This window comes from Pseudomonas sp. NFACC41-3 (assembly GCF_900109505.1).
Taxonomy (GTDB): domain Bacteria; phylum Pseudomonadota; class Gammaproteobacteria; order Pseudomonadales; family Pseudomonadaceae; genus Aquipseudomonas; species Aquipseudomonas chlororaphis.
The window spans coordinates 406,888-432,229 of the sequence record NZ_FOAE01000003.1 but is presented as its reverse complement, the minus strand read 5'-3'; the positions used below and the strand labels follow the sequence as shown (position 1 = coordinate 432,229).

The 25,342-nt window shown below is 63.3% G+C and carries 25 protein-coding genes and 1 pseudogene; 9 read left to right on the top strand and 17 right to left on the bottom strand.

All coding sequences use genetic code 11. The features are described 5' to 3' along the window. Positions 1 to 74: 74 nt before the first annotated feature. From rho to BMY68_RS16245, 3 genes are all read right to left on the bottom strand, one after another. Complete coding sequence (gene rho / locus BMY68_RS16255) at positions 75 to 1,334, bottom strand: transcription termination factor Rho (RefSeq protein WP_007926725.1); 1,260 nt, start codon at positions 1,332 to 1,334, stop codon at positions 75 to 77. A 247-nt stretch (positions 1,335 to 1,581) separates the two neighbouring features. Continuing rightward, a complete protein-coding gene (gene trxA, locus BMY68_RS16250) occupies positions 1,582 to 1,911 on the bottom strand; it encodes a thioredoxin TrxA (protein WP_003206727.1) in 330 nt (109 codons plus the stop codon). A gap of 126 nt (positions 1,912 to 2,037) precedes the next feature. Next, complete coding sequence (locus BMY68_RS16245; protein WP_009046126.1) at positions 2,038 to 2,736, bottom strand: FadR/GntR family transcriptional regulator; 699 nt, start codon at positions 2,734 to 2,736, stop codon at positions 2,038 to 2,040. A 254-nt stretch (positions 2,737 to 2,990) separates the two neighbouring features. Between BMY68_RS16245 and BMY68_RS16240 the strand changes: the two genes are divergently transcribed. The 5 genes from BMY68_RS16240 (at position 2,991) to ppx (ending at position 7,557) form a co-directional block, all read left to right on the top strand. Further along, positions 2,991 to 3,776: a transporter substrate-binding domain-containing protein gene (locus BMY68_RS16240; protein WP_081359460.1), complete on the top strand. Its 786-nt coding sequence runs from the start codon at positions 2,991 to 2,993 to the stop codon at positions 3,774 to 3,776. A 21-nt stretch (positions 3,777 to 3,797) separates the two neighbouring features. Continuing rightward, positions 3,798 to 4,466 carry an amino acid ABC transporter permease gene (locus BMY68_RS16235; RefSeq protein WP_009046128.1) on the top strand — a complete coding sequence of 223 codons (669 nt, stop codon included), beginning with the start codon at positions 3,798 to 3,800 and terminating at the stop codon, positions 4,464 to 4,466. Beyond that, positions 4,463 to 5,113 carry an amino acid ABC transporter permease gene (locus BMY68_RS16230; RefSeq protein WP_007926721.1) on the top strand — a complete coding sequence of 217 codons (651 nt, stop codon included), beginning with the start codon at positions 4,463 to 4,465 and terminating at the stop codon, positions 5,111 to 5,113. The genes BMY68_RS16235 and BMY68_RS16230 overlap by 4 nt, the downstream gene beginning before the upstream one ends. After that, entirely contained in the window at positions 5,100 to 5,837 is a 738-nt protein-coding gene (locus BMY68_RS16225; protein WP_009046129.1) for an amino acid ABC transporter ATP-binding protein, read from the top strand. The genes BMY68_RS16230 and BMY68_RS16225 overlap by 14 nt, the downstream gene beginning before the upstream one ends. 217 nt (positions 5,838 to 6,054) lie before the next feature. Further along, a complete protein-coding gene (gene ppx, locus BMY68_RS16220; RefSeq protein WP_085532898.1) occupies positions 6,055 to 7,557 on the top strand; it encodes an exopolyphosphatase in 1,503 nt (500 codons plus the stop codon). A gap of 102 nt (positions 7,558 to 7,659) precedes the next feature. Here ppx and ppk1 read toward each other — a convergent pair whose 3' ends face one another. Together ppk1 and hemB are read right to left on the bottom strand one after the other, a co-directional pair. After that, entirely contained in the window at positions 7,660 to 9,879 is a 2,220-nt protein-coding gene (gene ppk1, locus BMY68_RS16215; protein ID WP_009046131.1) for a polyphosphate kinase 1, read from the bottom strand. Positions 9,880 to 9,897: 18 nt separating this feature from the next. Beyond that, positions 9,898 to 10,911, bottom strand: coding sequence for a porphobilinogen synthase (gene hemB, locus BMY68_RS16210; RefSeq protein WP_009046132.1), 1,014 nt, complete (start codon positions 10,909 to 10,911; stop codon positions 9,898 to 9,900). Positions 10,912 to 11,118: 207 nt separating this feature from the next. On the opposite strand from hemB, the gene BMY68_RS16205 reads away from it, so the two are divergent. After that, positions 11,119 to 11,751, top strand: coding sequence for a DedA family protein (locus BMY68_RS16205; RefSeq protein WP_007926712.1), 633 nt, complete (start codon positions 11,119 to 11,121; stop codon positions 11,749 to 11,751). Here the strand turns inward: BMY68_RS16205 and BMY68_RS16200 are convergent. After that, positions 11,732 to 11,944, bottom strand: a pseudogene (locus BMY68_RS16200) (hypothetical protein); the annotation flags it as partial. The gene BMY68_RS16205 and the pseudogene BMY68_RS16200 overlap by 20 nt on opposite strands. Beyond that, the gene (locus BMY68_RS16195) at positions 11,902 to 12,087 is read right to left on the bottom strand and encodes a hypothetical protein (RefSeq protein WP_009046134.1); all 186 of its coding nucleotides are present in this window, start codon (positions 12,085 to 12,087) and stop codon (positions 11,902 to 11,904) included. The pseudogene BMY68_RS16200 and the gene BMY68_RS16195, both read right to left, overlap by 43 nt. Positions 12,088 to 12,200: 113 nt before the next feature. Here BMY68_RS16195 and elbB point away from each other — a divergent pair, with 113 nt between their 5' ends. Continuing rightward, the gene (gene elbB, locus BMY68_RS16190; protein ID WP_007926709.1) at positions 12,201 to 12,869 is read left to right on the top strand and encodes an isoprenoid biosynthesis glyoxalase ElbB; all 669 of its coding nucleotides are present in this window, start codon (positions 12,201 to 12,203) and stop codon (positions 12,867 to 12,869) included. 47 nt (positions 12,870 to 12,916) lie between these two features. Here the strand turns inward: elbB and BMY68_RS16185 are convergent, their stop codons facing one another. The 5 genes from BMY68_RS16185 to BMY68_RS16165 all read right to left on the bottom strand — a co-directional run bounded on the left by BMY68_RS16185 (position 12,917) and on the right by BMY68_RS16165 (position 18,982). Then, positions 12,917 to 13,372, bottom strand: a complete 456-nt coding sequence (locus tag BMY68_RS16185; protein ID WP_044465693.1) for a YaiI/YqxD family protein — start codon at positions 13,370 to 13,372, stop codon at positions 12,917 to 12,919. A 103-nt stretch (positions 13,373 to 13,475) separates the two neighbouring features. After that, a complete protein-coding gene (locus BMY68_RS16180) occupies positions 13,476 to 15,374 on the bottom strand; it encodes an FTR1 family protein (protein ID WP_085532896.1) in 1,899 nt (632 codons plus the stop codon). Positions 15,375 to 15,635: 261 nt separating this feature from the next. Continuing rightward, positions 15,636 to 16,268: a LysE family transporter gene (locus BMY68_RS16175; RefSeq protein WP_007926706.1), complete on the bottom strand. Its 633-nt coding sequence runs from the start codon at positions 16,266 to 16,268 to the stop codon at positions 15,636 to 15,638. Between the two features lie 222 nt (positions 16,269 to 16,490). Continuing rightward, the gene (locus tag BMY68_RS16170) at positions 16,491 to 17,072 is read right to left on the bottom strand and encodes a mechanosensitive ion channel family protein (protein ID WP_009046137.1); all 582 of its coding nucleotides are present in this window, start codon (positions 17,070 to 17,072) and stop codon (positions 16,491 to 16,493) included. Then, complete coding sequence (locus BMY68_RS16165; protein WP_085532894.1) at positions 17,072 to 18,982, bottom strand: ATP-binding cassette domain-containing protein; 1,911 nt, start codon at positions 18,980 to 18,982, stop codon at positions 17,072 to 17,074. The genes BMY68_RS16170 and BMY68_RS16165 overlap by 1 nt, the downstream gene beginning before the upstream one ends. Positions 18,983 to 19,032: 50 nt before the next feature. Between BMY68_RS16165 and BMY68_RS16160 the strand changes: the two genes are divergently transcribed. After that, the gene (locus tag BMY68_RS16160; protein ID WP_085532892.1) at positions 19,033 to 19,497 is read left to right on the top strand and encodes a TIGR02444 family protein; all 465 of its coding nucleotides are present in this window, start codon (positions 19,033 to 19,035) and stop codon (positions 19,495 to 19,497) included. Here BMY68_RS16160 and BMY68_RS16155 read toward each other — a convergent pair. Continuing rightward, positions 19,494 to 20,681, bottom strand: a complete 1,188-nt coding sequence (locus BMY68_RS16155) for an AlgP family protein (protein ID WP_085532890.1) — start codon at positions 20,679 to 20,681, stop codon at positions 19,494 to 19,496. The two genes, BMY68_RS16160 and BMY68_RS16155, sit on opposite strands and share 4 nt — an antisense overlap. A 193-nt stretch (positions 20,682 to 20,874) precedes the next feature. Between BMY68_RS16155 and BMY68_RS16150 the strand changes: the two genes are divergently transcribed. Continuing rightward, positions 20,875 to 21,540 (top strand): FKBP-type peptidyl-prolyl cis-trans isomerase, encoded by a 666-nt coding sequence (locus tag BMY68_RS16150; RefSeq protein WP_009046141.1) that lies wholly within the window; start codon positions 20,875 to 20,877, stop codon positions 21,538 to 21,540. Positions 21,541 to 21,603: 63 nt separating this feature from the next. Here the strand turns inward: BMY68_RS16150 and BMY68_RS16145 are convergent, their stop codons facing one another. The 4 genes from BMY68_RS16145 to BMY68_RS16130 form a co-directional block, all read right to left on the bottom strand. Further along, positions 21,604 to 22,062, bottom strand: coding sequence for an Rsd/AlgQ family anti-sigma factor (locus BMY68_RS16145; RefSeq protein WP_007926697.1), 459 nt, complete (start codon positions 22,060 to 22,062; stop codon positions 21,604 to 21,606). A 208-nt stretch (positions 22,063 to 22,270) separates the two neighbouring features. After that, positions 22,271 to 22,792, bottom strand: a complete 522-nt coding sequence (locus tag BMY68_RS16140) for a disulfide bond formation protein B (RefSeq protein ID WP_085532888.1) — start codon at positions 22,790 to 22,792, stop codon at positions 22,271 to 22,273. 163 nt (positions 22,793 to 22,955) lie between these two features. Continuing rightward, positions 22,956 to 24,194, bottom strand: coding sequence for a heme biosynthesis protein HemY (locus tag BMY68_RS16135; RefSeq protein ID WP_009046143.1), 1,239 nt, complete (start codon positions 24,192 to 24,194; stop codon positions 22,956 to 22,958). Then, positions 24,191 to 25,330 carry a uroporphyrinogen-III C-methyltransferase gene (locus BMY68_RS16130; protein ID WP_085532886.1) on the bottom strand — a complete coding sequence of 380 codons (1,140 nt, stop codon included), beginning with the start codon at positions 25,328 to 25,330 and terminating at the stop codon, positions 24,191 to 24,193. The genes BMY68_RS16135 and BMY68_RS16130 overlap by 4 nt, the downstream gene beginning before the upstream one ends. Positions 25,331 to 25,342 lie beyond the last annotated feature (12 nt).

Genomic DNA, 25,342 nt, shown 5'->3' with positions numbered 1-25,342 from the left:
ACAGTGAACTGCCGTTCATCAATAATCGGATAGCAAAAAGCCGGGTTTCCCCGGCTTTTGCGGTCCCGCTCGACTTACTTGCGTTTCATCGACAGGAAGAACTCATCGTTGGTCTTGGTCTGTTTCAGCTTGTCGACCAGGAACTCGATGGCGGCGACTTCATCCATCGGATGCAGCAGCTTGCGCAGGATCCACATGCGCTGCAGCTCGTCGTCGGCGGTCAGCAACTCTTCGCGGCGGGTGCCGGAACGGTTGATGTTGATGGCCGGGAATACGCGCTTCTCGGCGATCTTGCGGTCCAGGGGCAGTTCCATGTTGCCGGTACCCTTGAACTCTTCGTAGATCACTTCGTCCATCTTCGAACCGGTCTCGACCAGCGCGGTGGCGATGATGGTCAGCGAGCCGCCTTCTTCGATGTTCCGCGCGGCGCCGAAGAAACGCTTCGGTTTTTCCAGGGCGTGGGCATCGACACCACCGGTCAGCACCTTGCCGGAGCTCGGGATCACGGTGTTGTAGGCACGGGCCAGACGAGTGATGGAGTCGAGCAGGATCACCACGTCCTTCTTGTGTTCGACCAGGCGCTTGGCCTTCTCGATCACCATTTCGGCAACCTGCACGTGGCGGGTTGGCGGTTCGTCGAAGGTGGAGGCGACCACTTCGCCGCGCACGGTGCGCTGCATCTCGGTCACTTCTTCCGGACGTTCGTCGATCAGCAGCACGATCAGATGAACTTCAGGGTTGTTACGGGTGATGTTCGACGCGATGTTCTGCAGCATGATGGTCTTGCCCGCTTTCGGCGGAGCAACGATCAGGCCGCGCTGGCCTTTACCGATCGGGGCGCACAGGTCGATGACACGACCGGTCAGGTCTTCGGTGGAGCCGTTGCCGGCTTCCATCTTCATGCGCACGGTCGGGAACAGCGGCGTCAGGTTTTCGAACAGGATTTTGTTCTTCGCGTTCTCGGGACGATCGTAGTTGATCGTGTCGACCTTCAGCAGTGCGAAGTAACGCTCGCCTTCCTTTGGAGGGCGGATCTTGCCAACGATGGTGTCACCGGTGCGCAAGTTGAAACGACGGATCTGGCTCGGGGAGACGTAGATATCGTCTGGGCCGGCCAGATAGGAGGCGTCGGAGGAGCGAAGAAAGCCGAAGCCGTCCTGGAGGATCTCCAGCACGCCATCACCGGAGATTTCCTCGCCGCTTTTAGCGTGCTTTTTCAGCAGGGAGAAAATCACGTCCTGCTTGCGCGAACGGGCCATATTTTCTATGCCCATCTGTTCGGCCAATTCGAGCAGTTCGGTAATCGGCTTTTGCTTGAGTTCAGTCAGATTCATATAGGAATGACGTAATCATTTATGGAGGGGGGAAATTAAGCTTTTGGCTTAATGATGCCGCGCCGCGGAGAAGGCGACAGGATCGCGTACTTATTCGAAAAGGAGAGCGTCGGCGACGGCTTGCAGGGGGCAGAGGAGAAACCAGTGCGGGGCCGAATGTAACACCTGAGTTTCTGAGCGTCTAGCCCTGAATAATGAAAAAGCCCCGCTATTTACGGGGCTTTTTTGATGCGATTTACAACGACGCTTAGATGTTGGCGTCGAGGAAAGCAGCCAGTTGCGACTTGGACAGTGCGCCGACCTTGGTGGCTTCGACGTTGCCGTTCTTGAACAGCATCAGCGTCGGGATACCACGCACGCCATGCTTGGCCGGGGTTTCCTGGTTTTCGTCGATGTTCAGCTTGGCAACGGTCAGCTTGCCTTTGTAGGTTTCAGCGATTTCGTCCAGGACCGGAGCGATCATTTTGCATGGGCCGCACCACTCAGCCCAGTAGTCGACCAGTACAGCGCCTTCGGCCTTGAGTACGTCAGCCTCGAAGCTAGCGTCGCTAACGTGTTTGATAAGATCGCTGCTCATGGAAGTCTCCAGGTTGTAAGCAAAAAAACGTGGCCCATCATAGCCGCCCTTCCCGCGTTCAGGAAGCCGGAGTTGATTGACTCTCGCTATGGTGCCCGATGAATTTGGGTATAGCTCAACTGGAAACTATGCGGGGGTAACAAAGGCGATTCCGGTGCGCAACGCGGCGCCACGCACATGCTCCTGCATGGCCTTCTGCGCCGCCCCAGAGGCATGCCGGGCCAGCCCACGGAGGATCTTGCGGTGCTCCTGCCAGGTTTCCATGGCCCGCTCGGGTCGGATGAACGGTAGTTTCTGGCTCTCCAGGAAGATCTCGGCGCTGGTGCTGAGAATGCTCACCATTGCCTGATTGCCGCTGGCCTGCAGGATCTTCTGGTGAAACTCGAAATCCAGCCGCGCCGCCGCCTCGAAATCCGCCGCCCGCAGCTCGTTGCGCATGGCCTCGACATTATCCTGCAGCGCATCCAGCTCGTCGGCGGTCAGGGTCACGGCCGCCAGCCCCGCGGCGAAGCCTTCCAGGGCGTAACGCAACTGAAAGATATCCGTCGGCGACGCCTGGGCCGCGAACGGCCAGCTCAGCCCCGCGCCATTGACCGGCAATTCCGCGGCCTGCACGAAAACACCTTTGCCAGGCTGCACGCTGATCACGCCCAAGGCGCTCAAGGACGACAGCGCCTCGCGCAACGAAGCCCGGCTGACCCCCAGCTGTACGGCCAGATCGCGCTGCGACGGCAGCGCATCGCCCGGGCCGAAGCCGCGCTCGTTGATCAATTGGCGGATGGCTTGCAGCGCCACCTCGGGTACGGCGCGGGAGATCGAGTTCATAGAATGCAGGCTGGCCGGTCCAGGAAAAGGCTAGTTGTAAAGCTATTCGCCGAGCCCGGCAAGTCGTGCCCCAAGGGGGTTCGGGCGGGTGGCCGAACGCTCGATAAGGGGGCAGAAACGCCATCAACTGTTCAGACCAGTAAGACCGAACGACGCCAGCAAAACCCGGTGCTCCAAGGCTTTTTCCGGCGTTTGGCACGGCCTGTGCTGTGTCGCTGCGCAGAAATCACTTCCCGTGAATCCGGAGATTTGCCATGACCAAGCGTTTCAGCGCCCTGCTCTCTGCCCTGTTTGCCAGTCTGATGCTGAGCCAGACGCCCGCCCACGCCAGCGGCCTGGACGATGTCGTCGCCCGCGGCACCCTCAAGGTGGCCGTGCCCCAGGATTTCCCGCCCTTTGGCTCGGTCGGTCCGGACATGAAACCCCGTGGCCTGGATATCGACACCGCGAAACTGCTGGCCGACCAGCTCAAGGTCAAACTCGAACTGACCCCGGTCAACAGCACCAACCGCATTCCGTTCCTGACCACCGGCAAGGTCGACCTGGTGATCTCCAGCCTCGGCAAGAACCCGGAGCGCGAGAAAGTCATCGATTTTTCCCAGGCCTACGCGCCCTTCTACCTGGCGGTATTCGGCCCACCCGAAGCGCCTATAGCCACCCTCGACGATCTCAAGGGCAAGACCATCAGCGTCACCCGCGGCGCCATCGAAGACATCGAACTGACCGCCGTGGCCCCGCAAGGCGTAACCATTAAGCGCTTCGAGGATAACAACTCGACCATCGCCGCCTACCTGGCCGGCCAGGTCGACCTGATCGCCAGCGGCAACGTGGTAATGGTCGCCATCAGCGAGCGCAACCCGAAACGCATCCCGGCGATGAAGGTCAAGCTCAAGGATTCCCCGGTCTACGTCGGCGTGAACAAGAACCAGCCGGAGCTGCTGGACAAGGTCAACCAGATCCTCACCACCGCCAAGGCCGACGGCAGCCTGGAAAAGAACGCCCAGCTGTGGCTCAAGCAGCCATTGCCGGCTGGCCTCTGATCGCCGTCGCGGAGGTTATCCATGGCTTATCAGTTCGACTTTCTACCGGTGCTGGAAAACACCAGCCTGCTGCTGCGCGGCGCCCTGTTCACCCTTGAGCTGACCGCCATCGGCACATTGCTCGGGGTCGGCCTGGGCATAGTCGGCGCGGTGGTGCGGGCCTGGAAGATCCAGCCCTTCTCGGCCCTCTTCGGCGTCTACGTCGAGCTGATCCGCAACACTCCGTTCCTAGTGCAGCTGTTCTTCATCTTCTTCGGCTTGCCGTCCCTGGGGCTGCAGATCTCCGAGTGGCAGGCGGCGGTGCTGGCGATGGTGATCAACCTGGGCGCCTACTCCACGGAAATCATTCGCGCCGGGATCCAGGCCATCCCCCGCGGCCAACTGGAGGCCGCGGCGGCCCTGGCCATGACGCGCCTGGAAGCCTTCCGCCATGTGGTATTGCTGCCGGCGCTGGGCAAGGTGTGGCCGGCCCTGAGCAGCCAGATCATCATCGTCATGCTCGGTTCGGCGGTGTGTTCGCAGATCGCCACCGAGGAGCTGAGCTTCGCCGCCAACTTCATTCAGTCGCGCAACTTCCGCGCCTTTGAAACCTACGCCCTGACCACGCTGATCTACCTGTGCATGGCCCTGCTGATCCGGCAGCTGCTGAACTGGGTCGGGCGCCGCTATATCGCGAGGAGCAGCCAATGAGTGATTTCAGCTTCTGGGACATCGTGCGCAACCTGCTGACCGGCCTGCAATGGACCCTGCTGCTGTCGCTGGTGGCCTTTGTCGGCGGTGGGCTGATCGGCTTGCTGATCATGACCCTGCGCATTTCCAAGAAGGCTTTCCCCAGCGGTTTCGCCCGCCTGTACATCGAGCTGTTCCAGGGCACACCGCTGTTGATGCAACTGTTCCTGGTGTTCTTCGGCATCGCCCTGCTGGGGGTGGATATCTCGCCCTGGCTGGCGGCGGCCATCGCCCTGACGCTGTTCACCAGCGCCTACCTGGCGGAGATCTGGCGCGGCTGTGTCGATTCGATCCCCAACGGCCAGTGGGAAGCCTCCTCCAGCCTGGCGCTCAACCCTTATGAACAGCTGCGCCATGTGATCCTGCCGCAGGCGCTGCGGATTGCCGTGGCGCCTACCGTGGGCTTCTCGGTGCAGGTGGTCAAAGGCACCGCGGTGACCTCGATCATCGGCTTCACCGAGCTGACCAAGACCGGCGGCATGCTCGCCAATGCCACCTTCGAGCCCTTCATGGTCTACGGCCTGGTGGCGCTCGGTTACTTCCTGCTGTGCTACCCCCTGTCCCTCAGTGCGCGCTACCTGGAAAGGAGACTGCATGCCTCTGCTTAGAATTTCCGCCCTGCATAAATATTACGGCGACCATCATGTGCTCAAGGGCATCGACCTCAGTATCGAGGAAGGCCAGGTGGTGGCGATCATCGGGCGCAGCGGTTCGGGCAAGAGCACCTTGCTGCGCACCCTCAACGGCCTGGAGTCGATCAACGACGGGGTCATCGAAGTCGACGGCGAATACCTCGACGCCGCCCGCGCCGACCTGCGCAGCCTGCGGCAGAAGGTCGGCATGGTGTTCCAGCAGTTCAACCTGTTCCCTCACCTGACCGTCGGCGAGAACGTCATGCTCGCCCCGCAGGTGGTGCAGAAGGTGCCCAAGGCCAGGGCCGCCGAGCTGGCGCGGAAGATGCTGAAGCGGGTAGGCCTGGAGGAGAAGTTTGACGCCTTCCCCGACCGCCTGTCCGGCGGCCAGCAACAGCGGGTGGCGATTGCCCGGGCCCTGGCCATGTCGCCCAAGGTGCTGCTGTGCGACGAGATCACCTCGGCCCTGGACCCGGAGCTGGTCAACGAAGTCCTGAGCGTGGTGCGCCAGCTGGCCAAGGACGGCATGACCCTGATCATGGTGACCCACGAGATGCGTTTCGCCCGGGAAGTGGGCGACAAGCTGGTGTTCATGCACCAGGGCAAGGTGCATGAAGTGGGCGACCCGAAAGTGCTGTTCGCCAACCCGCAGACGCCGGAACTGGCGAATTTCATCGGGACCAATGAGGCGGCGGGCTGAGACTCTGCGGCGCCTGCCAGATTATTTCGCGAGCGAGCTCGCTCCTACAGTGGCCCGCATTCCCCTGTAGGAGCGAGCTCGCTCGCGATCGAACCCGCAGGGTTCGGCGCTTTTGCCTGCCTTGCATCAAGGATCGCGCCTTCGGCCACTGCTGCGCGTTGGCGCGAGCGATTGATCGTGGCAGGATGGCAAGGTTATCGACCGAGACCCCCAAACCATGCCGCAAACCCAAGCCAAGAATCTGTCCCTGATCGCCGCCATCGACCTGGGCTCCAACAGCTTTCACATGGTCGTGGCCAAGGCTCACCATAATGAAATCCGCATTCTCGAGCGGCTCGGTGAAAAGGTGCAGTTGGCCGCCGGGATCGACGAAGACCGTCAACTCAACGAAGAATCCATGCAACGCGGGCTCGATTGCCTGAAGCGCTTCGCCCAACTGATCAACGGCATGCCCCTGGGCGCGGTGCGTATCGTCGGCACCAACGCCCTGCGCGAAGCGCGCAACCGCGGCGAATTCATCCGCCGCGCCGAGGAGATTCTCGGCCACCCGGTGGAAGTCATCTCCGGTCGTGAAGAAGCTCGCCTCATCTACCTGGGCGTGTCCCATACCCTCGCCGATACCCCGGGTAAGCGCCTGGTCGCCGACATCGGCGGCGGCAGTACCGAATTCATCATCGGCCAGCGCTTCGAGCCGCTGCTGCGCGAAAGCCTGCAGATGGGCTGCGTCAGCTTCACCCAGCGCTATTTCCGCGACGGCAAGATCACCCCGGCGCGCTACGCCCAGGCCTACACCGCGGCGCGCCTGGAAATCATGAGCATCGAACACGCCCTGCATCGCCTGACCTGGGATGAAGCCATCGGCTCCTCGGGCACCATCCGCGCCATCGGCCTGGCGCTCAAGGCCGGCGGCCACGGCAGCGGTGAAGTCAACGCCGAAGGCCTGGCCTGGCTCAAGCGTCGGCTGTTCAAGCTGGGCGATGCCGAGAAAATCGACTTCGAAGGCATCAAGCCGGATCGTCGGGCGATCTTCCCCGCCGGCCTGGCGATTCTCGAAGCCATCTTCGACGCCCTCGAACTGCAGCGCATGGACCATTGCGAAGGCGCCCTGCGCGAAGGCGTGCTCTACGACCTGCTGGGCCGTCATCACCACGAAGACGTGCGCGAGCGCACCCTGGGCTCGCTGATGGAGCGTTATCACGTCGACCTGGAACAGGCTGCCCGGGTCGAGCGCAAGGCGCTCCACGCCTTCGACCAGGTGGCCGAGGACTGGGACCTGGAGGACGGCGTCTGGCGCGAATTGCTGGGCTGGGCCGCCAAGGTCCATGAAGTGGGCCTGGATATCGCCCACTACCACTACCACAAGCACGGCGCCTACCTGATCGAGCACTCCGACCTCGCCGGTTTCTCCCGCGAAGACCAGCAAATGCTCGCGCTACTGGTACGCGGCCACCGTCGCAACATTCCCAGGGACAAGTTCGCCGAATTCGGCGAGGAAGGCAGCAAGCTGATCCGCCTGTGCGTGCTGCTGCGTTTCGCCATCCTGTTCCACCATATCCGCGGCACCCAGGAAATGCCCCAGGTGAAGCTGCACGCCGCCGGCGACAGCCTGGAGGTGATGTTCCCGGCAAACTGGCTGGACGAGAACCAGCTGACCCAGGCCGACTTCGCCCTGGAAGCCGAGTGGCTGACCCGGGTCGGGATCACCCTCAACGTGCACTGAAACGCCCCGCACAAAAAAAGCCGGCTTGCCGGCGATGGGCTCCTGCTAAAGGGCGTCATCGCCGGCAAGCCGGCTTTTTCATGGGCTGAATAGGCCGCGGGCTCAGCGCACCGCCAGCACCGGGTTGCTCAGGCGCTCCAGCAATGTGGCCTGGGCGCTGCGCGGGTTCTGGTTGCCGGTCGGGGTGTTGCGGATGTAGCGACCGTCCGACTGCAGGCTCCAGCTGTGGGTGTTATCGGTGAGATAACTTTCCAGCTCTTTCTTGACCCGCAGGATCAGCTTCTTGCCCTCGACCGGGAAGCAAGTCTCGACGCGCTTGTCGAGGTTGCGCTCCATCCAGTCGGCGCTGGAGAGGAACATCTGCTCCTCGCCGCCATTGAGGAAGTAGAACACCCGGGTGTGCTCCAGGAAGCGGCCGATGATCGAGCGCACATGGATGTTGTGCGACACACCGGCGATCCCCGGACGCAGGCAGCACATGCCACGCACCACCAGGTCGATGCGCACGCCCGACTGGCTGGCCTTGTACAGCGCGCGGATGATCTTCGGATCGGTCAGCGAGTTGAACTTGGCGATGATGTGCGCCGGCTTGCCGTCCAGGGCGAACTGGGTCTCCCGGGCAATCATGTCGAGCATGCCCTTCTTCAGGGTGAAGGGCGCGTGCAGCAGCTTCTTCATGCGCAGGGTCTTGCCCATGCCGATCAACTGGCTGAAGAGCTTGCCGACGTCTTCGCACAAGGCGTCGTCGGAAGTCAGCAGGCTGTAGTCGGTATACAGGCGGGCGTTGCCGGCGTGGTAATTGCCGGTGCCCAGGTGGGCGTAGCGCACGATCTCGCCGGCTTCGCGACGCAGGATCAACATCATCTTGGCGTGGGTCTTGAAGCCGACCACACCGTAGATCACCACCGCGCCGGCCGCTTGCAGGCGGCTGGCCAGTTGCAGGTTGGACTCTTCGTCGAAGCGCGCGCGCAGCTCGATCACCGCGGTGACTTCCTTGCCGTTACGCGCCGCATCCACCAGCGCATCGACGATTTCCGAGTTGGCGCCGGAGCGGTACAGGGTCTGGCGCACCGCCAGCACGTGCGGATCCTTGGCCGCCTGACGCAGCAGGTCGACCACCGGGGTGAAGGACTCGAACGGGTGCAGCAGCAGGATGTCCTGCTTGCTGATCACGCTGAAGATGTTCTCGCTGTTCTGCAACAGCTTGGGAATCTGCGGGGTGAACGGCGTGTATTGCAGCTCCGGGTGGCTGTCCAGGCCGGTGATGCTGAACAGGCGCGTCAGGTTCACCGGACCGTTGACCTGGTACAGCTCGGTCTCGCTCAGGTTGAACTGCTTGAGCAGGTAGTCGGACAGGTGTTTCGGGCAGGTGTCGGCCACTTCCAGACGCACCGCATCGCCGTAACGACGGGAGAACAGCTCGCCGCGCAGGGCGCGGGCCAGGTCTTCGACGTCCTCGGTGTCCACCGCCAGGTCGGCGTTGCGGGTCAGACGGAACTGATAGCAGCCCTTTACCTTCATGCCCTGGAACAGGTCATCGGCGTGGGCGTGGATCATCGACGAGAGGAACACATAGTTGTCGCCAGGGCCGCCGACTTCTTCCGGCACCTTGATGATCCGCGGCAGCAGGCGCGGCGCCGGGATGATCGCCAGGCCGGAATCGCGACCAAAGGCGTCGATCCCTTCGAGTTCGACGATGAAGTTCAGGCTCTTGTTCACCAGCAGCGGGAACGGGTGCGTCGGGTCGAGGCCGATCGGGGTGATGATCGGCGCGATCTCGTCGCGGAAATAGCGACGGACCCAGGTCTTGAGCTTGGTGGTCCAGTAACGGCGACGGATGAAGCGGACCTGATGTTTTTCCAGCTCCGGCAACAGGATGTCGTTGAGGATCGCGTACTGGCGGTCGACGTGACCGTGCACCAGGTCGCTGATGCGCGCCAGGGCCTGGTGCGGCTGCAGGCCATCGGCACCGGCCTGTTCACGGGCGAAGGTGATCTGCTTCTTCAGGCCGGCGACGCGGATCTCGAAGAACTCGTCCAGGTTGCTGGAGAAAATCAGCAGGAACTTCAGGCGCTCCAGCAACGGATAGGACTCATCCAGCGCCTGTTCCAGCACGCGGATGTTGAACTGCAGTTGCGACAGCTCGCGATGGATATACAGGCTGCTGTCATCCAGGCTCGGGATGACCAGGGTCGGCATCGCCACATGCGGTGCGTCCGCTTGCACCGGCGGGGCTTCCAGCTCCGGTGGTGTTTCAACGACCTGCTCGACCACGGGTTGAGCTTCTTTTACGGCAACTTCAGTGAGTCCTTCGGTATTCATCGCGTGTTCCTGGGAGGGCTATTTTTGCTCTCGTAACAATTGAGCAGCACGAACGGCAAAGTAAGTCAGGATGCCATCGGCACCCGCGCGTTTAAAGGCGGTCAAGGATTCGAGAATAACCCCTTCGCTCAACCAGCCATTCTGGATCGCCGCCATGTGCATGGCGTATTCGCCGCTGACCTGATAGACAAAGGTTGGCACCTTGAATTCATCCTTGACCCGCCAAAGGATGTCCAGGTACGGCATGCCCGGCTTGACCATGACCATGTCCGCGCCTTCGGCGAGGTCGGCGGCCACTTCATGCAGGGCTTCGTGGCTGTTGGCCGGGTCCATCTGGTAGGAGGCCTTGTTGGCCTTGCCCAGGTTCAACGCCGAGCCGACCGCATCGCGGAACGGGCCGTAATAGGCGCTGGCGTACTTGGCCGAATAGGCCATGATCCGCACGTTGACGTGACCGGCCAGCTCCAGGGCTTCGCGGATCGCCTGGATGCGGCCGTCCATCATGTCCGAAGGCGCGACCACCTGGGCGCCGGCTTCGGCATGGGACAGGGCTTGCCTGACCAGTGCATCGACGGTGATGTCGTTCTGCACATAGCCTTCTTCGTCGAGGATGCCGTCCTGACCGTGGGTGGTGAACGGATCGAGCGCCACGTCGGTGATCACCCCCAGCTCGGGGAAACGCTCACGCAGCGCGCGGGTGGCGCGCTGGGCAATGCCTTCCGGGTTCCAGGCTTCGGCGGCGTCCAGCGACTTGAGATCCGCCGGGGTCACCGGGAACAGCGCCAGCGCGGGAATCCCCAGCTCGACCCACTTTGCCGCTTCCTCCAGCAGCAGGTCGATGGTCAGGCGTTCGACGCCCGGCATCGAGGCCACCGCTTCCCGACGATTCTCACCGTCGAGCACGAATACCGGCAGGATCAGGTCATCGGTGGTCAGGACGTTTTCACGCACCAGGCGACGAGAAAAATCATCACGGCGATTGCGACGCAGGCGAGTGGCAGGAAACAAACGGTTGGCTGGGGTAAAGCTCACGACAGACTCCTGAGCCCGCACAGGCGGGCGAGCGTGACAGTTATAAGCGCCCATTATGACGAACGGATGACAGTTGTGCTTAACCCTGTGACCGGTAGTCACAGCTATTGTCCAGCCAGCATTTGTTCACGTCGAGACACATTTGGATACTTTCCTCCATGGGCCCGAAGGGTTAGGCTGCGCGTTCATTTCGCCAGCATCCAGACAATGCTCCAACAATTTCTTCAGGAATTCGGCTACTTCGCCCTCTTTCTCGGCACATTCTTCGAAGGCGAGACCATCCTGGTCCTGGCCGGCTTCCTCGCGTTTCGCGGATACATGGACATCAACCTGGTGGTGGTCGTGGCGTTCTTCGGCAGCTATGCCGGCGACCAGCTGTGGTACTTCCTGGGACGCAAGCACGGGCGCAAGCTGCTGGCGCGCAAGCCGCGCTGGCAATTGATGGGCGATCGGGCGCTGGAGCATATCCGCAAGCATCCGGACATCTGGGTGCTGAGCTTCCGCTTCGTCTACGGCCTGCGCACCGTGATGCCGGTGGCCATCGGCCTGTCGGGGTATCCGCCGGGACGTTATCTGTTGCTCAACGGCATTGGCGCGGCGATCTGGGCCGCCGCCCTGGCCGCCGCGGCCTATCACTTCGGCGCCGTGCTCGAAGGCATGCTGGGCAGCATCAAGAAGTACGAACTGTGGGTGCTCGGCGCCTTGCTGGTCCTGGGTTTCGCCCTGTGGCTGCGCCGCCGCTTCAAGAATGCGCGACTGGCCAAGGCGATCTACGAAGCCGAACAGGTCAAGCAGAACGAGCAGAGCGATTGCTGCAAGTCTAAGACGCCAGTCGAGTAAGACGACCCCGGCAGCAGTAAAGCGCTATGCCACTGAGCAGGCTGTAGCTGATCAAGCCGACCCAGCCCAAGGCGCTGGCCGGCCACAGCCCGACCAGAGGCGCCAGCCACACCAGCGGCAGGTTCGACGCCAGCCGCAGCAGCTCCATCTTCAGCGCCCACGGGCGATTCTCCAGCGCCCCCCCAATACCCAAATAATGAACACCCCGCCGTAGTTGCGATCCATGTAGAAAGCGTCCCCGACCCGATAGTTGTTCGCCCCCCGCCAGCGGTCGGCCAGCAGCTCGAGGGCTATCAGCACGAAGAAGAACGGCACCGCATACAGAATGAAATTCATGACACGGCCTGATCGCAATCCTGATCGGAGATTAGGTCGGGCGGCGAGATAACCCTATGGCAACGGGCGACAAATTAGTGGACATTTAACGCCATGAATCTGGAGAAAAAACCATGAGCAAAAAAGTTGCAGTGATCCTTTCCGGCTGTGGCGTCTATGACGGTGCCGAGATCCATGAAAGCGTCATCACCCTGCTGCGCCTGGACCAGCGCGGCGCCCAGGTGCAGTGTTTCGCCCCGAACATCGCCCAGCTGCATGTGATCAACCACCTGACCGGCGAAGAGATGCCGGAGTCGCGCAATGTCCTGGTGGAGTCGGCGCGCATCGCCCGCGGCCAGGTCAAAGACATCCGCGAGGCCAACGCCGAAGACTTCGACGCGCTGATCGTGCCGGGCGGCTTTGGCGCGGCGAAAAACCTTTCCAACTTCGCCGTGGAAGGGGCCGGCTGCACAGTCCAGCCGGATGTCCTGGCACTGACCGAAGCCTTCGCCGAAGCCGGCAAGCCGGTGGGCCTGATCTGCATCTCGCCGGCATTGGCGGCGAAGATCTACGGCCCGGGCGTCACCTGCACCATCGGCAACGACGCCGACACCGCGGCCGCCGTCAGCAAGATGGGCGCGACCCATGCCGAGTGCACCGTCGGCGACATCATCGAGGACAAGGCGCGCAAGCTGGTCAGCACCCCGGCCTACATGCTCGCGCAGTCCATCAGCGAAGCCGCGGCCGGCATCAATAAGCTGGTGGATCGGGTGCTGGAACTGACCCACGAAAACGACGAATAACCCAAAAGCCGTGGCGAGCGGCAAGCGCCCTCGCCTCGCGGGAATTGTCAGGCCTGACGCGCCAGCCGCGTCAGGATCCGGTCCAGGGCATTGGCGAAGGCCTGCTTCTCGCGATCCCCATAAGGGCCTTGCCCGCCACCGACCTGCCCCTGCTCGCGCAGATCGGTAAACAGGTTACGCACCGCCAGCCGCTCGCCCATGTTCTGCGCATCGAACTCCTTGCCCCGCGGGTCGAGGGCGGCGACGCCCTTCTTCACCAGCCGGTCGGCCAGGGGCACGTCGCTGCAGATCACCAGTTCACCCGGCACTGCGTGTTCCACCAGATAATCGTCAGCCGCATCCGGACCGCTGGGCACCACGATCAGCTTGACGCAGGCAAAGGCCGGCTTGATCTGCGGCTGCCCCGCCACCAGCACCAGCTCGAACTGGCGCTTGAGGGCAAACCTCACGACCTGATCCTTCGCCGCCTTGGGACAGGCGTCGGCATCGATCCACACACGCATTGCGTGACTCCTCCTGAAAGCATCGCGGGCAAGCCTCGCGCCTACAGTTCTCGATGAACCGTAGGAACAAGGCTTGCCCGCGATAATGAGCGAAGCGGATGCCTCAGGAAACCTGGGCCCGCCGTTTCTCGGCGATGCGGCTGCGACTGTAGAGCACGATGATCGCCACGATCGCCACCGCCTGTGCCGTCAGCGAGTAGGCATCGGCGTGAATGCCCAGCCAGTCGAAGTCGAAGAACGCCACCGGCCGCGTACCGAAGATTCCAGCCTCCTGCAGCGCCTTGACGCCATGCCCGGCAAACACCACCGACAAGGCGCACAGCAACGCCGCGTTGATGCCGAAGAACAGCGTCAGCGGCAGCTTGGCCGAACCGCGCAGGATCACCCAGGCCAGGCCGACCAGCAGCACCAGCGCCGTGGCGCCGCCGGCCAGCACTGCGTTGTGGCCTGCCGGGCCGGCCTGCAGCCATAGGGTTTCGTAGAACAGGATCACTTCGAACAGCTCGCGATAGACCGAGAAGAACGCCAGCACCGCAAAACCGAAACGGCCGCCACCGCCCACCAGGCTGCTCTTGATGTAGTCCTGCCAGGCCGCCGCGTGCCGGCGGTCGTGCATCCACACGCCGAGCCACAGCACCATGACACTGGCGAACAAGGCCGTGGCGCCTTCCAGCAACTCGCGCTGGGAGCCGCTGACGTCGATCACATACGCCGCCAGCGCCCAGGTCGCCAGGCCGGCCAGCAACGCCAGCCCCCAACCGACGTTGACGCTGCGCACCGCCGATTGCTGGCCGGTATTGCGCAGGAAGGCCAGGATCGCCGCCAGCACCAGGATCGCTTCCAGGCCCTCGCGCAGCAGGATCAACAGGCCGGAAATGTAGCTCAGGGACCAGCTCAGGCCATCGCTGCCCAGCAGGTCCGCCGACTCTTTCAGCTTGGCCTTGGCGGCATCCAGGCGCTGCTCGGCCTGCTCTGCCGGCAAGCCGTCCTGCAGCGCCTGACGGTAGGCCATCAGGGCTTTCTCGGTGTCCTTGCGCACATTGGCATCGACGTTGTCGAGGGAGCTTTCCACCAGCTCGAAGCCTTCCAGGTACGCCGCCACCGACAGGTCGTAGGCCTGTTCGTGGTCACCGGAGCGGTAGGCGGCCAGGCTCTTGTCCAGGGTCGAGGCGGTGTAGTCGAGCAGTTGCGCCGGGCCGCGCTTGACCTGTGGCGGCTGGGCGCGCTGGGCACGGAAGGTGGCCGCGGCCTGCGGGCCTTCGGCGGCCTCTACTTCACTTGGGGTCTGGCGGGCCAGGTCGGCGAGGTTGTAGCTCTTGTCGCCCTTCGCCGCGGCCGGGTCGGCGGTGAAACCGGCGATATAGGTCGCCAGGTCCCAGCGCTGGCGGTCGTCCAGCTGATCGGCGAAAGACGGCATGTCGGTGCCTTCGACGCCCAGGCCGAGGGTGTTGTAGATCGCGTAGAGGCTCAGGTGATCCGTGCGCGCCGCATCCCGTAGGTTGGCCGGTGGCGGCGTCAGGCCGACACCGGCCGGGCCGTCGCCGGCACCGGTGTCGCCGTGACACACCGAGCAATGCTGGGCATACAAAGGTGCGCCACGGCTCGGGTCCGGGGTGATGATCGGCGCCTGGCTGACCTCATACGCCACCGCCAGCCGGGCTCCCAGCTGCCGCGCCTGACGGGCGACGAGGGCGCCGTCCGCCTTGGCCTTGACCGCGTCGTTCAGGCTGGCGATGCCCTGCTCCAGCTCGGCCTTCTCCGGCTTGGCCGGCAAATCGGCGACCAGCCCCTGCAACACGCCGAGAAACTCGACCTGCTCACGGTACTCGGAGTCATCAATGACCTTGCCCGCCTCGACCGTCGGTGGGTAGTCCGCGCCAATGTAGTCGAGCAGGTGCAGCGCCTTGGGCGCGCCTTCTACGGTGTCCGCCAGCAGGTTGGCACTGCACAGGGCCAATACCGGCAGCACGAGCCACGCCAGGAAACGGGAGGGGGCAGTCATGAACGAATCTCAAATGGAAATACGAAGTAACACATTGTTCACTTCCAATGAGTTTCACTCAAGCGTTGTCACACGCGACACCCAGGCGCAGTCGTGCCTCGTGCCGGGCCAAAGCCTTGAATCGCCTGGGGTCCGGGGTTTCCTGAACAAAGATGAAATAAATCCGGGCGTGGTCGGGACTAGCCCATGCTCTCGGATCCCCTGAGGCGCACGTACAAAAAAGGCGCCCCCGATGGGCGCCTTTTTGCTGTGACCAGCCTCTTAGACCGGCGCTTTGCGAATGGTCGCCAGCAACCCGGCGGCGCCGAGGAACAGACCGGCGAAGGTGCGGTTCATGCGCCGTTGCTGGGTAGGCGTGCGCAGCAGGCGCAGGACCTTGGAGGCCAGGCCGGTGTAGCCGGCCATGACGATCAGGTCGACGGCAATCATGGTCGCGCCGAGGATCAGGTACTGCTTCACCAGCGGTGCGTGGGGATCGATGAATTGCGGCAGGACCGCCAGCATGAACACCAGCGCCTTGGGGTTGCTGATGTTGACCAGGAACCCGCGGAACACCAGCGCCAGGGGTTTGCCGATCGGCCGGATCGCGGCGTCGTCGCTCAGGTCGCTGGGCAGCGCGCGCCACTGTTTGACCGCGAGGTAGACCAGATAAGCCACGCCGAACCATTTGATCGCGTAAAAGGCGGTCGAGGATGCCGCGAGAATCGCCCCCACGCCGGCGGCGACAATCGCAATCTGCATGGCCAGGCCCAGTTGCAGGCCCAGGGCGTTCCAGTAACCGCGCCAGAAACCGTATTGCAGACCGCAGGACATCGACGCAATCGCGCCGGCCCCGGGGGAAAGGCTGATCACCCAGCAGGCGGCAAAAAACGCCAGCCATGTCTCAAGAACCATCGCACACCTCGGCTCGAATTCGTCGTAGACGCCTAAGCTAATGCGCTGGCGGGCGGATGACCATAGATTTTTGTCGGACAGATATCGCCGGCCAACTGTAGCCGCTGCCGAAGGCTGCGCTAAGGTCCGCAGGAGCTTCCTGCGACCTCAAGAGCACGTCTGCTTCGCAACCGATGCAGCCTCGCGATGCTCGGCAGCGGCTACAGAGACGGCGCAGGGGGACTATTTCTCGCCGGAGCCTATCGACAGCGCATCGCTGCCACGCCAACGGCGCACCGAACGCTGGAAGAACAGGCTGTTGGGCACCTGCACCATGACGCCGCCGGTGCCGGCTTCCTCGGCCTCGATCAACGAGGTGTACAGCAGGTTGATTGCCACCACCCGGCCCTTGATACCCGGCTTGTCGAGGGTGTCCACCAGTTCGACCACATCGCCGATGCGGAAAGGGCCCACGGTGAAGATCAGGATGGCGCAGAGCAGGTTGGACAGCACGCTCCACATGGCGAAGAAGGCCACCGCCGCCACCGCGACAAAACCGGACAGGGCAGTCCAGAGCACCGTCGCCGACACCCCGAGCCGCTCCAGGACGAAGATCAGCGCGCTGCCCATGATCAGCCAGCGTAAGCCGCCGCGCAGCGGCATCAGCAGCTGCGGCGGGAACGGATAACGTTCACCCAGGCGGGTCAGGCAGCGGGCGACAAACCGCTGGGTGATGTAGCCAGCCAGCAGGATCAGCAGGATTTGCACGGTGACCCACAGCGGCTCGACCCACGTGATAGGCACAGGCAGCTTGAACGCTTCCATCAGGACAAGGCTTCCAGTTCCGCCTGCATGCTTTCCAGCAGTTCCAGGGCTTCCATCCAGGCCTCTTCCAGCTCGCCTTCACGCACCTTCAGCCTGGCCTGCTCGGCCAGCAGGTCACGCAGCTCGTCCTTGCGCGCGGCTTCGTAGATACCACTGTCGCCAAGGCTGGCTTCGATTTTCGCCAGCCGCTCGTGGACCTTGCCCAGCTCGGTTTCCAGCTTGTCGGCTTCGCGCTTGTGCGGGGCCAACTGCTGGCGCAGGGCCGCGGCAGCCTGGCGCTGGGCCTTCTTGTCGGTTTTGTCCGGGTTGACCGTGGTCGTGCTGACCGGCGCGTTGCGCTGGCGGTAGTCCACCAACCAGCGCGCGTAGTCGTCCAGGTCGCCGTCGAACTCTTCGACCTTGCCGTCGGCCACCAGGTAGAAGTTGTCGGTGGTGCTTTTCAGCAGGTGACGGTCGTGGGAGACCACCAGTACCGCGCCGCTGAACTCTTGCAGGGCCATGGTCAGGGCCAGGCGCATCTCCAGGTCCAGGTGGTTGGTCGGTTCGTCAAGCAGCAGCAGGTTCGGGCGGTCCCAGGCAATCAGGGCCAGGGCCAGGCGCGCCTTTTCGCCACCGGAGAAATTCAGCACCGGCTCGTCGATACGCGCGCCGCGGAAGTCGAAACCACCGAGGAAGTCGCGCAGGGTCTGCTCGCGCTCGGTCGGCGCCAGGCGCTGCAAATGCAGCAACGGGCTGGCCTTGGCATCGAGCGAATCCAGCTGGTGCTGGGCGAAATAACCGACCACGGTGTTCTCGCCGCGGGTCAGGCGGCCGCCCAGCGGCGACAGCTCGCCGGAGAGGTTCTTGATCAGGGTCGACTTGCCCGCACCGTTGGGGCCGAGCAGACCGATGCGCGCACCCGGGGTCAGTTGCAGCTTGACCTTCTCCAGCACGGTCTTTTCGCCGTAACCCAGGCGGGCATCGGACAGGTCGAGCAGCGGGCTGGAGATCTTTTCCGACTCGCGGAAAACGAAGTCGAACGGCGAGTCGACGTGGGCGGCGGACAGCTCTTCCATCCGCTCCAGGGCCTTGATCCGGCTCTGGGCCTGGCGGGCCTTGGTGGCCTGGGCCTTGAAGCGCGCAATGTACTTTTCCATGTGCGCGCGTTGCGCCTGCTGCTTCTCGTAGGCTTGCTGCTGTTGCGCCAGACGTTCGGCACGGGCGCGCTCGAAGGCGCTGTAGCCACCGCGATAAAGGGTGATCTTGCGCTGATCGACGTGAGCCACATGGTCGACTACGGCATCGAGGAAATCGCGGTCGTGGGAAATCAGCAGCAAAGTGCCGGGGTAGCCCTTGAGCCAGTCCTCCAGCCAGAGGATCGCATCGAGGTCCAAGTGGTTGGTCGGCTCGTCGAGCAATAGCAGGTCCGACGGGCACATCAGCGCCTGCGCCAGGTTCAGGCGCATCCGCCAGCCACCGGAGAAGTCGCCGACTTGGCGGTCCATCTGCTCGTTGCTGAAACCCAGGCCAGCCAGCAGCTTGCGCGCCCGGGCGTCGGCGGTATAACCGTCGGCGCTGTCCAGCTCGGCATGCAGGCGCGCCAGGGCCGCACCGTCATGGGCCGTTTCGGCGGCGGCCAGCTCACGCTGCACCTGGCGCAGGCGCAGGTCGCCATCAAGCACGTAGTCGACCGCCAGCCGCTCGAGGGTATCGACCTCCTGGCGCATATGGGCGATGCGCCAGTCGGCGGGCAGGAAGCAGTCGCCCGAATCCGGGTGCAACTCGCCACGCAGCAAGGCGAACAGGCTGGATTTGCCGGCGCCATTGGCACCGATCAGGCCGGCTTTCTGGCCGGCGTGCAGGGTCAGCTCGGCGTCTTCTAGCAGACGTTGCGGACCACGCTGTAAAGTCAGGTTCTGAAGTCGAATCATAATGGCGGCGGAGTCTACCAGCTTCGTTCGCAACTGGCGCGAGTAGCACTATGTCCTCTGACCTGTGGAGCTTCACCCTCAAGACCTACGCCCGCCCGGGAGTCGAAGAGGCCTGCCTGAACCTTCAGGCGGCCGGGGCCAATGTCTGCCTTCTACTCTGCGCGGCCTGGCTCGGCGTACGCGGGGTGGCCTGCACTTCGCAGCGCCTGCAACAGCTGCGAACCCTGGGCCAGCCCTGGCACGACGAAGTCGTCAGGCCGCTGCGCCAGCTGCGCACGCAATGGCGCCCGGCCGCGAGCGCGGATCCGGAACTGGCGATCTTGCGCGAACAGGTCAAGGCATTGGAACTGGAGGCCGAGCGGCAACTGCTGCTGCGCCTGGAGGCGCTGGCGGGAGAATGGTCGGAGGGTGAAGCGCAGGATCTGACGGACTGGCTGGAAGGACTGGCGGCCGAAGCCGCCAACCTCAACCGCGACGCGCTGCAGGCGCTGCGCGTCGCGGTGACCGGCGCTTAGGAAGCGCTGGTTGGCGTGGTGCTGGCGGGAGCGGCAGTCGGCGCCGGAGCTGGCGCAGCAGTCGCCACTGGAGCTGGCGAAGAGACCGGTGCCGCAGGCTTGGCTGCCGGAGTTGCCGGGGCGGCTGGTTTGGCGGCCGCTGGAGCGGTGGCCGGTTTGGCAGCAGCAGGCTTGGCGACGACTGGCTTCTTCGCGGCAGGTTTTGCAGCCGGCTTGGCAGCAGGTTTCACCGCAGGCTTGGCGGCAGGTTTTGCTGCAGCCGGTTTAGCGGCTGCTGGCTTGGCGGCAGTGGAAGCCGCTGGCTTGGCTGCTGCAGGTTTGGCTGCCGGTTTGGCCGCGGGTTTCGCTGCTGCCTTCACCGGAGCTTTGGCCGCAGCCGGTTTGGCGGCCGGCTTCGCAGCCGTTTTTGCCGCTACTGGTTTAGCTGCTGGCTTGGCAGCAGCAGGCTTGGCCGCTGCGGTTTTAGCCGCTGGCTTGGCGGCGGGTTTGGCCGCTGGTTTTGCTGCTGGCTTGGCAGCGGGTTTCGCTGCAGCCGGTTTGGCAGCCGCCGTTTTCGCAACGGGTTTGGCAGCAGGTTTTGCAGGTGCTTTTGCAGCAGCCGGTTTAGCCGCTGGCTTGGCAGCTGCAGGTTTGGCTGCGGCGGTTTTTGCCACTGGCTTGGCGGCAGGTTTGGCAGCCGGTTTACTGGCAGCTTTTGCCGGTGCTTTAGCGGCAGGTTTGGCCGGTGCTTTTGCCGCCGGCTTGGCTGCGGCTTTCTGTGCTGGAGCGGCGGCCGGTTTGGCGGAGCGAGTGCTCAGCACCTTGGCTGCGGCTTCTTTCACACGACCGACGCCCTGGGCCAGTTTCAGGCTTTCCTGAGCGTCGCGCTTGAGTTGCAGAATGTAGACGCGGGTTTCGGATTGACGTGCCTTGAGTGCATCGAGCAGGTCTTCAAGTTCTTTCACTGCGTCCTTGGCTTTGGCTTGTGCCTTGGCCTTGCCGGCCGCCGCGGCGTCCTGCAATTTGGTGCGCGATTTGTGCAGTTTTTCCTGTGCCTTACCGCGTTGCTTTTCCAGTTTGGCGAGCAGTTTTTCAGCATCAGCCAAGGCTTGGGAACAAGCGTTTTCCAAATGTTCGAGCAGGCTGCTCGAAAGCTGTTGGAGCAAATGCAACGGAGTGTTTACAGGCTTCTTATTGGCCGACATGGTTTACCTCCTGGCTGACGTGAGTTGCGGCTCATACTAGACCTCTGCTGCTACCGCCGCTAGGGCATGTTGACAGTATCGAATGCCATGCGTTGCAGAGGATCGAAAATGTTCTTCGCGCGCAAGAAAGTTACTCACCAGCCGCCACATCCACGCTGGCATAATCCACCTCGTCTCAGGCCGGAGAACGCCCATGTCGCGTTACCTTTTTTTATCCTTGTGTATGTTGTTGCCACTGGCTCAGGCCGCCGAAGATTCGCAGAAAAACGATGCTCACGATCTCGCCTACAGCCTGGGCGCCAGCCTCGGCGAGCGCCTGCGCCAGGAGGTGCCGGACCTGCAGATCCAGGCATTGGTGGAGGGCTTGAAACAGGCCTACCAAGGCAAGCCCCTGGCACTCAAGGACGAGCGCATCGAACAGATCCTCGCCCAGCATGAAGCACAGGTCGGCGAGCAAGCGGACAAGCCGCGAATCGAAGTGGCGCTGGAAAACGAACAGCGCTTTCTCTCTGCCGAAAAGGCCAAGCCGGGGGTACGCGAACTGGAGAACGGCATCCTGCTGACCGAGCTGGCACCCGGCAACGGAATACGGCCGGGAGCCAATGGTTCGGTACAGGTTCGCTACACCGGACGCCTGCCTGACGGCACAGTGTTCGATCAGAATCAGCAGCCGCAATGGTTTCGCCTGGACAGTGTGATTGCCGGATGGCGCAGCGCGTTGCAACAGATGCCGACGGGGGCGAAGTGGCGCCTGGTGATTCCTTCGGCCCAGGCTTACGGCGCCGACGGTGCGGGCGACCTGATCGCGCCTTACACCCCCCTGGTGTTTGAAATCGAGCTGCTGGGGGCTACCGGTTAGGGGGGCGCAGAAACGAAAAACGGTGCGCAATGCGCACCGTTTCAATAAAGCTTTCGCTGCAAGTCAGGCCTGAACGGCGGCCTCTTCCTTGTGAGCGTTGTGCAGCACTTCGATCAGGCAATCTTCCAGCTCGAAGCGTTCATGCAGCAGACCACCCAGCTCCTTGAATTTCTCCGCCACGCATTTTCCTTCGTCGCACAGATCGTTGAACGCCAGCAGCTTTTCAGTGATGACATCGATCCGTGGATAAATGGTTTCGGCCAGTTCGAGCCCGCGCTGGTCGTTGAAGGCCTTGGCCTCGCCGGTCAACTGCTCGTAGATTTCAAAATGACCGGCGGAGACGTAGTCCACCAGGATTGCGCAGAACTCCTGCAGCGGCTGTCGATTTTCAGCCAGCGTCTCAGGCTCCGCGCCGAGAGCATCATAGGCCCGAACCAGTTCGTGACGCTCCTGCAACCAGCGATCGATCAGCAGATGCACTCCACCCCAGCGTTCCTGAGCATTCTGACAACTTTCGAGCATGGCGATCTCTCTTCCCTTATGGGTCATGCCGCTCTGAATCCGCCACTGGACTGAACATCAGCATCCGGCCAGGCAGAACAGCATCGAGCAACGTAATTGCGGTGACACGTGCGGGCCAGATTATGCCCGCTCGACAGCCGCTTCAAGGTACGCAGGAGATAAAGTTCATACAAGTGTTTAATCTTGCGTCCCATCGCAAATCGCCGATTCAGGTCGCGGCCGCCCTGCGCCGGCCCCATGGTAGAAGCCGCACCAGACGATAGGCGCTCAAAATCATCACAGCGATGAAAAACAGCAGGCTCCACTCCGCGGCACTCATGTCCAGCAACGTCCAGGAGACCTCCGCGCACTGCGCGGTCCCGGTGAAAACCAGCTGCAAGGCACGCCCCCAGGACAGGTTGCCGAGCATGAACGCCATGTCCGGCAAGCACGCCAGCAACTGATCCGAAGGAATGTTCTGCAATAGCACATGGCGCCCTGCCGTAACCACACCCGCCAGGCTGCAGAGCAGTTCCAGCAGCCAGTACAGGGCACTCGCCGGGTATTGTGGCCCCTGCAGGGCCGCGACCAGGCTGATCGAGGTCAACAGCAACACGAAGAAACGTTGCGCCACCCACAACAGGCAAGGCTCGAGCCCAATCCCGAACTCCAGGTGAAACGAAGCCCACAGGGCCAAGGCACCGGTAAAAAACACAAGGGAGAACAGCAAGCGTGAGCCGGCCAGCGACATGGTGTATCCACAACGGAAGAAACAGGCTGCCACGGTAGAGAAAGCGCTCGGCCCTTTCAAGGCGCGCCATGACAAGATCGAGCGCGGCAAACTGGCACAGAGGCCAGATCGGGAGGGGGCACGGGACGGGCCGCCCCTCCGAGGACGGCCCAGCCTTGCTGGTTTATACCCTGGCAGGCACCGGCAGCGGCGATGCCAGGAGGCGCTCGTCCAACAGCCCCAGACCTTCCTGGAACAGCTGGTTGCTGCGCTCGGTATCGCCCAGCTGCGCCAGCAACCGGGCCAGCTCGGCACAGGCCTCAGGGTTGCGCTGCAGGCGCAGGCTGCTTTCCAGGTAGTCCCGCGCCTTGCCCCAGAGACTGGTTTGCAGGCACAGGCGACCCAGGGTCAGCAGTAGGCTCGGATCGTTCGGGTGGTCTTTGAGCCACTGCTCGGCGAACTGCAGTTGCCGCGCCGGGTCACTGCCCCGCAGCAAGCCGTAAAGCCGCGCCAGATGGCTGTCGTACTTGCGCTTGAGAGCGACGCGCAGCACTTCTTCGGCCTCGGCCCCGGCGCCCAATTGCCGCAGTTGTTCGGCGTAGGCCAGCACCAGCTGCGGTTCCTGACGCTGAGCCGCGGTCAGTTGCTGCCAAGCGCGGTTGAGCGATTGCAGGCCGACCGTACCGTCCTCTTCGCGATGCGCCGCGAGGGTCAGGTTCTCGCCCCAGGCCCGACGCTCCAGCTCGGCCAGTTCGTTGGCGGGCAGGACCTTGTCCTTGCGCAGCTCGGGCAGCAGGCGGATCACCGCCGACCAATCGCCCCGCTGCTGGTGCAGACGCTGCAACTGCCGCAGCACCTGGACACTGTGCGGATGACGCTCGTGCATGGCTTGCAGGGTACTCAGGGCGCCTTCGGTATCACCGCGATCGGTCTGCAACTGGGCATGACTCAAGGCCACCGCCAACTCAGCCTGGGGCTGGCGCTCGAGGGCACGCTCCAGCAGGCTGTCGCACTGCTCGTAGTTTCCCTGCTCGTTCGCCGCCCGCGCCGCGCCGAGGTAGTACAAAAGAGGCTGGCGCTCGGCTTCCGCGGCACGATGCAAGTGCTTCTGGGCGCTGGCCCAGCGGCCCTCGGCAAGATCCATCTGGCCTTGTTCGATGGCAATCTGCACGCGACGGCTGCGGTTGCGCCGCGACCAGGGATTGACCACGCCGCTGGAGGCCATCACCAGTTCGATCAGTGCCTTGATACCCCAGATCACCAGCCAGATCACCGCGATCAATGCCAGGGTCGCCCACAGGCTCGACTCATAACGGAAGCTGTCGTAGGCAATCAGGATGTACCCGGAGTGCTCGGCAATCGCCAACCCCAGCAATCCCGAGGCGGCGATCACCAGGAACAGAATCACGTACAGGCGCTTCATGGGCTGGTCTCCTGCGGGGCATTCGCAGCAGGTTTGGCCAGTGGTTTCACCGACTCTTCAGCGCTCAGGTTGCGTCGCTCCAGGTAGGCCTGAACGGCGCTCAGGGTCTTGGCCAGGTCCGGCGTCTGCACAGTGACCGGCTGTTTGCTCAGCTCGGACACGCGCTCGAGCATGAGTTTGCTCTGCGGGTTGTCCTGATTGAAATTGCCCTTCAACACGTCGCGAGCTTCCGCCAGGGCCTGGGTGTACACCGGCGCCTGGCCGTTCAGGGCCGCCCATTGCGCCTGCTCCAGGGCCAGGCTCAAGGCCAGGCGCACCTGCGTCAGGCTTTGCCCGGCGAGCAGCGGCCGCACATTCTTGTCCGCGTTGAAGTCGATACGAATGTAGCGCGAGATCTGATCCCACCATTGCGCCCAGCGGCTGGCGCCGTCGCCGTCGGCGGTCAGGCCCAGCAACGAATCGCCACGGTCGCGGTACTCCGGGGCCAGCTCGGTGAGCTCGGTCACCTGGTCGCGCAGTGCGCCCAGTTGCAGGAACAGCCCGGTGCGATCCGGTTGTTCGGTGCTGCGCAGGGCCGCGAGGCTCTTGGCCAACTGCTCACGCGCGGCGAAAGAACCAGGATCGTTCTGCTCGCGCAGGATCTCGTCGGCACCCTGCACCAGGGCCTGGGCGCTGCTGATGTCCTGCAAGGCCGAAAGACGCAGGCTGGCCAGACGCAACAGATGTTCCGCCTCGGCCAGACGCCAGTCCTTGCGGCTGGCACCCAGCACGCTCTCGAGCTTCTGATTGAGTCGCTGCTGGTCACCCTGCAACTGCGCGACGAGACGACGACGCTCTTCCAGCTCATCGGCCGCCGGCAACTGCTCCAGGCGAGCCGTCAGGCGCTGCTCGTTGAGCTTCAGGCTCTGCGCCTCGTCACCCAGGGCCTGCAACTGCCCCAGCTGCTGTTGATTGTTGGCTTGCAGGCTGCGCACCTGCCAGACACCCCAGCCGCCGGCAGCGACGCCGGCCGCCCCCAGCAGCAGGGCGAGGATCGCCAACCCGTTGCCACGGCGCTGTGGAGCAGGGGTTGCGGGTTCAGCCGGAGCATCGACTACCGGCTGGACATCATCTTTAGGCAAGGCTGTTTCGCTCACGTATCCATCCTT

Coding starts and splice junctions, on each gene's coding strand:
- rho (WP_007926725.1), bottom strand. CDS start 1,334: ATGAATCTGACTGAACTCAAGCAAAAGCCGATTACCGAACTGCTCGAA.
- trxA (WP_003206727.1), bottom strand. CDS start 1,911: ATGAGCAGCGATCTTATCAAACACGTTAGCGACGCTAGCTTCGAGGCT.
- BMY68_RS16245 (WP_009046126.1), bottom strand. CDS start 2,736: ATGAACTCGATCTCCCGCGCCGTACCCGAGGTGGCGCTGCAAGCCATC.
- BMY68_RS16240 (WP_081359460.1), top strand. CDS start 2,991: ATGACCAAGCGTTTCAGCGCCCTGCTCTCTGCCCTGTTTGCCAGTCTG.
- BMY68_RS16235 (WP_009046128.1), top strand. CDS start 3,798: ATGGCTTATCAGTTCGACTTTCTACCGGTGCTGGAAAACACCAGCCTG.
- BMY68_RS16230 (WP_007926721.1), top strand. CDS start 4,463: ATGAGTGATTTCAGCTTCTGGGACATCGTGCGCAACCTGCTGACCGGC.
- BMY68_RS16225 (WP_009046129.1), top strand. CDS start 5,100: ATGCCTCTGCTTAGAATTTCCGCCCTGCATAAATATTACGGCGACCAT.
- ppx (WP_085532898.1), top strand. CDS start 6,055: ATGCCGCAAACCCAAGCCAAGAATCTGTCCCTGATCGCCGCCATCGAC.
- ppk1 (WP_009046131.1), bottom strand. CDS start 9,879: ATGAATACCGAAGGACTCACTGAAGTTGCCGTAAAAGAAGCTCAACCC.
- BMY68_RS16205 (WP_007926712.1), top strand. CDS start 11,119: ATGCTCCAACAATTTCTTCAGGAATTCGGCTACTTCGCCCTCTTTCTC.
- BMY68_RS16195 (WP_009046134.1), bottom strand. CDS start 12,087: ATGAATTTCATTCTGTATGCGGTGCCGTTCTTCTTCGTGCTGATAGCC.
- elbB (WP_007926709.1), top strand. CDS start 12,201: ATGAGCAAAAAAGTTGCAGTGATCCTTTCCGGCTGTGGCGTCTATGAC.
- BMY68_RS16185 (WP_044465693.1), bottom strand. CDS start 13,372: ATGCGTGTGTGGATCGATGCCGACGCCTGTCCCAAGGCGGCGAAGGAT.
- BMY68_RS16180 (WP_085532896.1), bottom strand. CDS start 15,374: ATGACTGCCCCCTCCCGTTTCCTGGCGTGGCTCGTGCTGCCGGTATTG.
- BMY68_RS16175 (WP_007926706.1), bottom strand. CDS start 16,268: ATGGTTCTTGAGACATGGCTGGCGTTTTTTGCCGCCTGCTGGGTGATC.
- BMY68_RS16170 (WP_009046137.1), bottom strand. CDS start 17,072: ATGGAAGCGTTCAAGCTGCCTGTGCCTATCACGTGGGTCGAGCCGCTG.
- BMY68_RS16165 (WP_085532894.1), bottom strand. CDS start 18,982: ATGATTCGACTTCAGAACCTGACTTTACAGCGTGGTCCGCAACGTCTG.
- BMY68_RS16160 (WP_085532892.1), top strand. CDS start 19,033: ATGTCCTCTGACCTGTGGAGCTTCACCCTCAAGACCTACGCCCGCCCG.
- BMY68_RS16155 (WP_085532890.1), bottom strand. CDS start 20,681: ATGTCGGCCAATAAGAAGCCTGTAAACACTCCGTTGCATTTGCTCCAA.
- BMY68_RS16150 (WP_009046141.1), top strand. CDS start 20,875: ATGTCGCGTTACCTTTTTTTATCCTTGTGTATGTTGTTGCCACTGGCT.
- BMY68_RS16145 (WP_007926697.1), bottom strand. CDS start 22,062: ATGCTCGAAAGTTGTCAGAATGCTCAGGAACGCTGGGGTGGAGTGCAT.
- BMY68_RS16140 (WP_085532888.1), bottom strand. CDS start 22,792: ATGTCGCTGGCCGGCTCACGCTTGCTGTTCTCCCTTGTGTTTTTTACC.
- BMY68_RS16135 (WP_009046143.1), bottom strand. CDS start 24,194: ATGAAGCGCCTGTACGTGATTCTGTTCCTGGTGATCGCCGCCTCGGGA.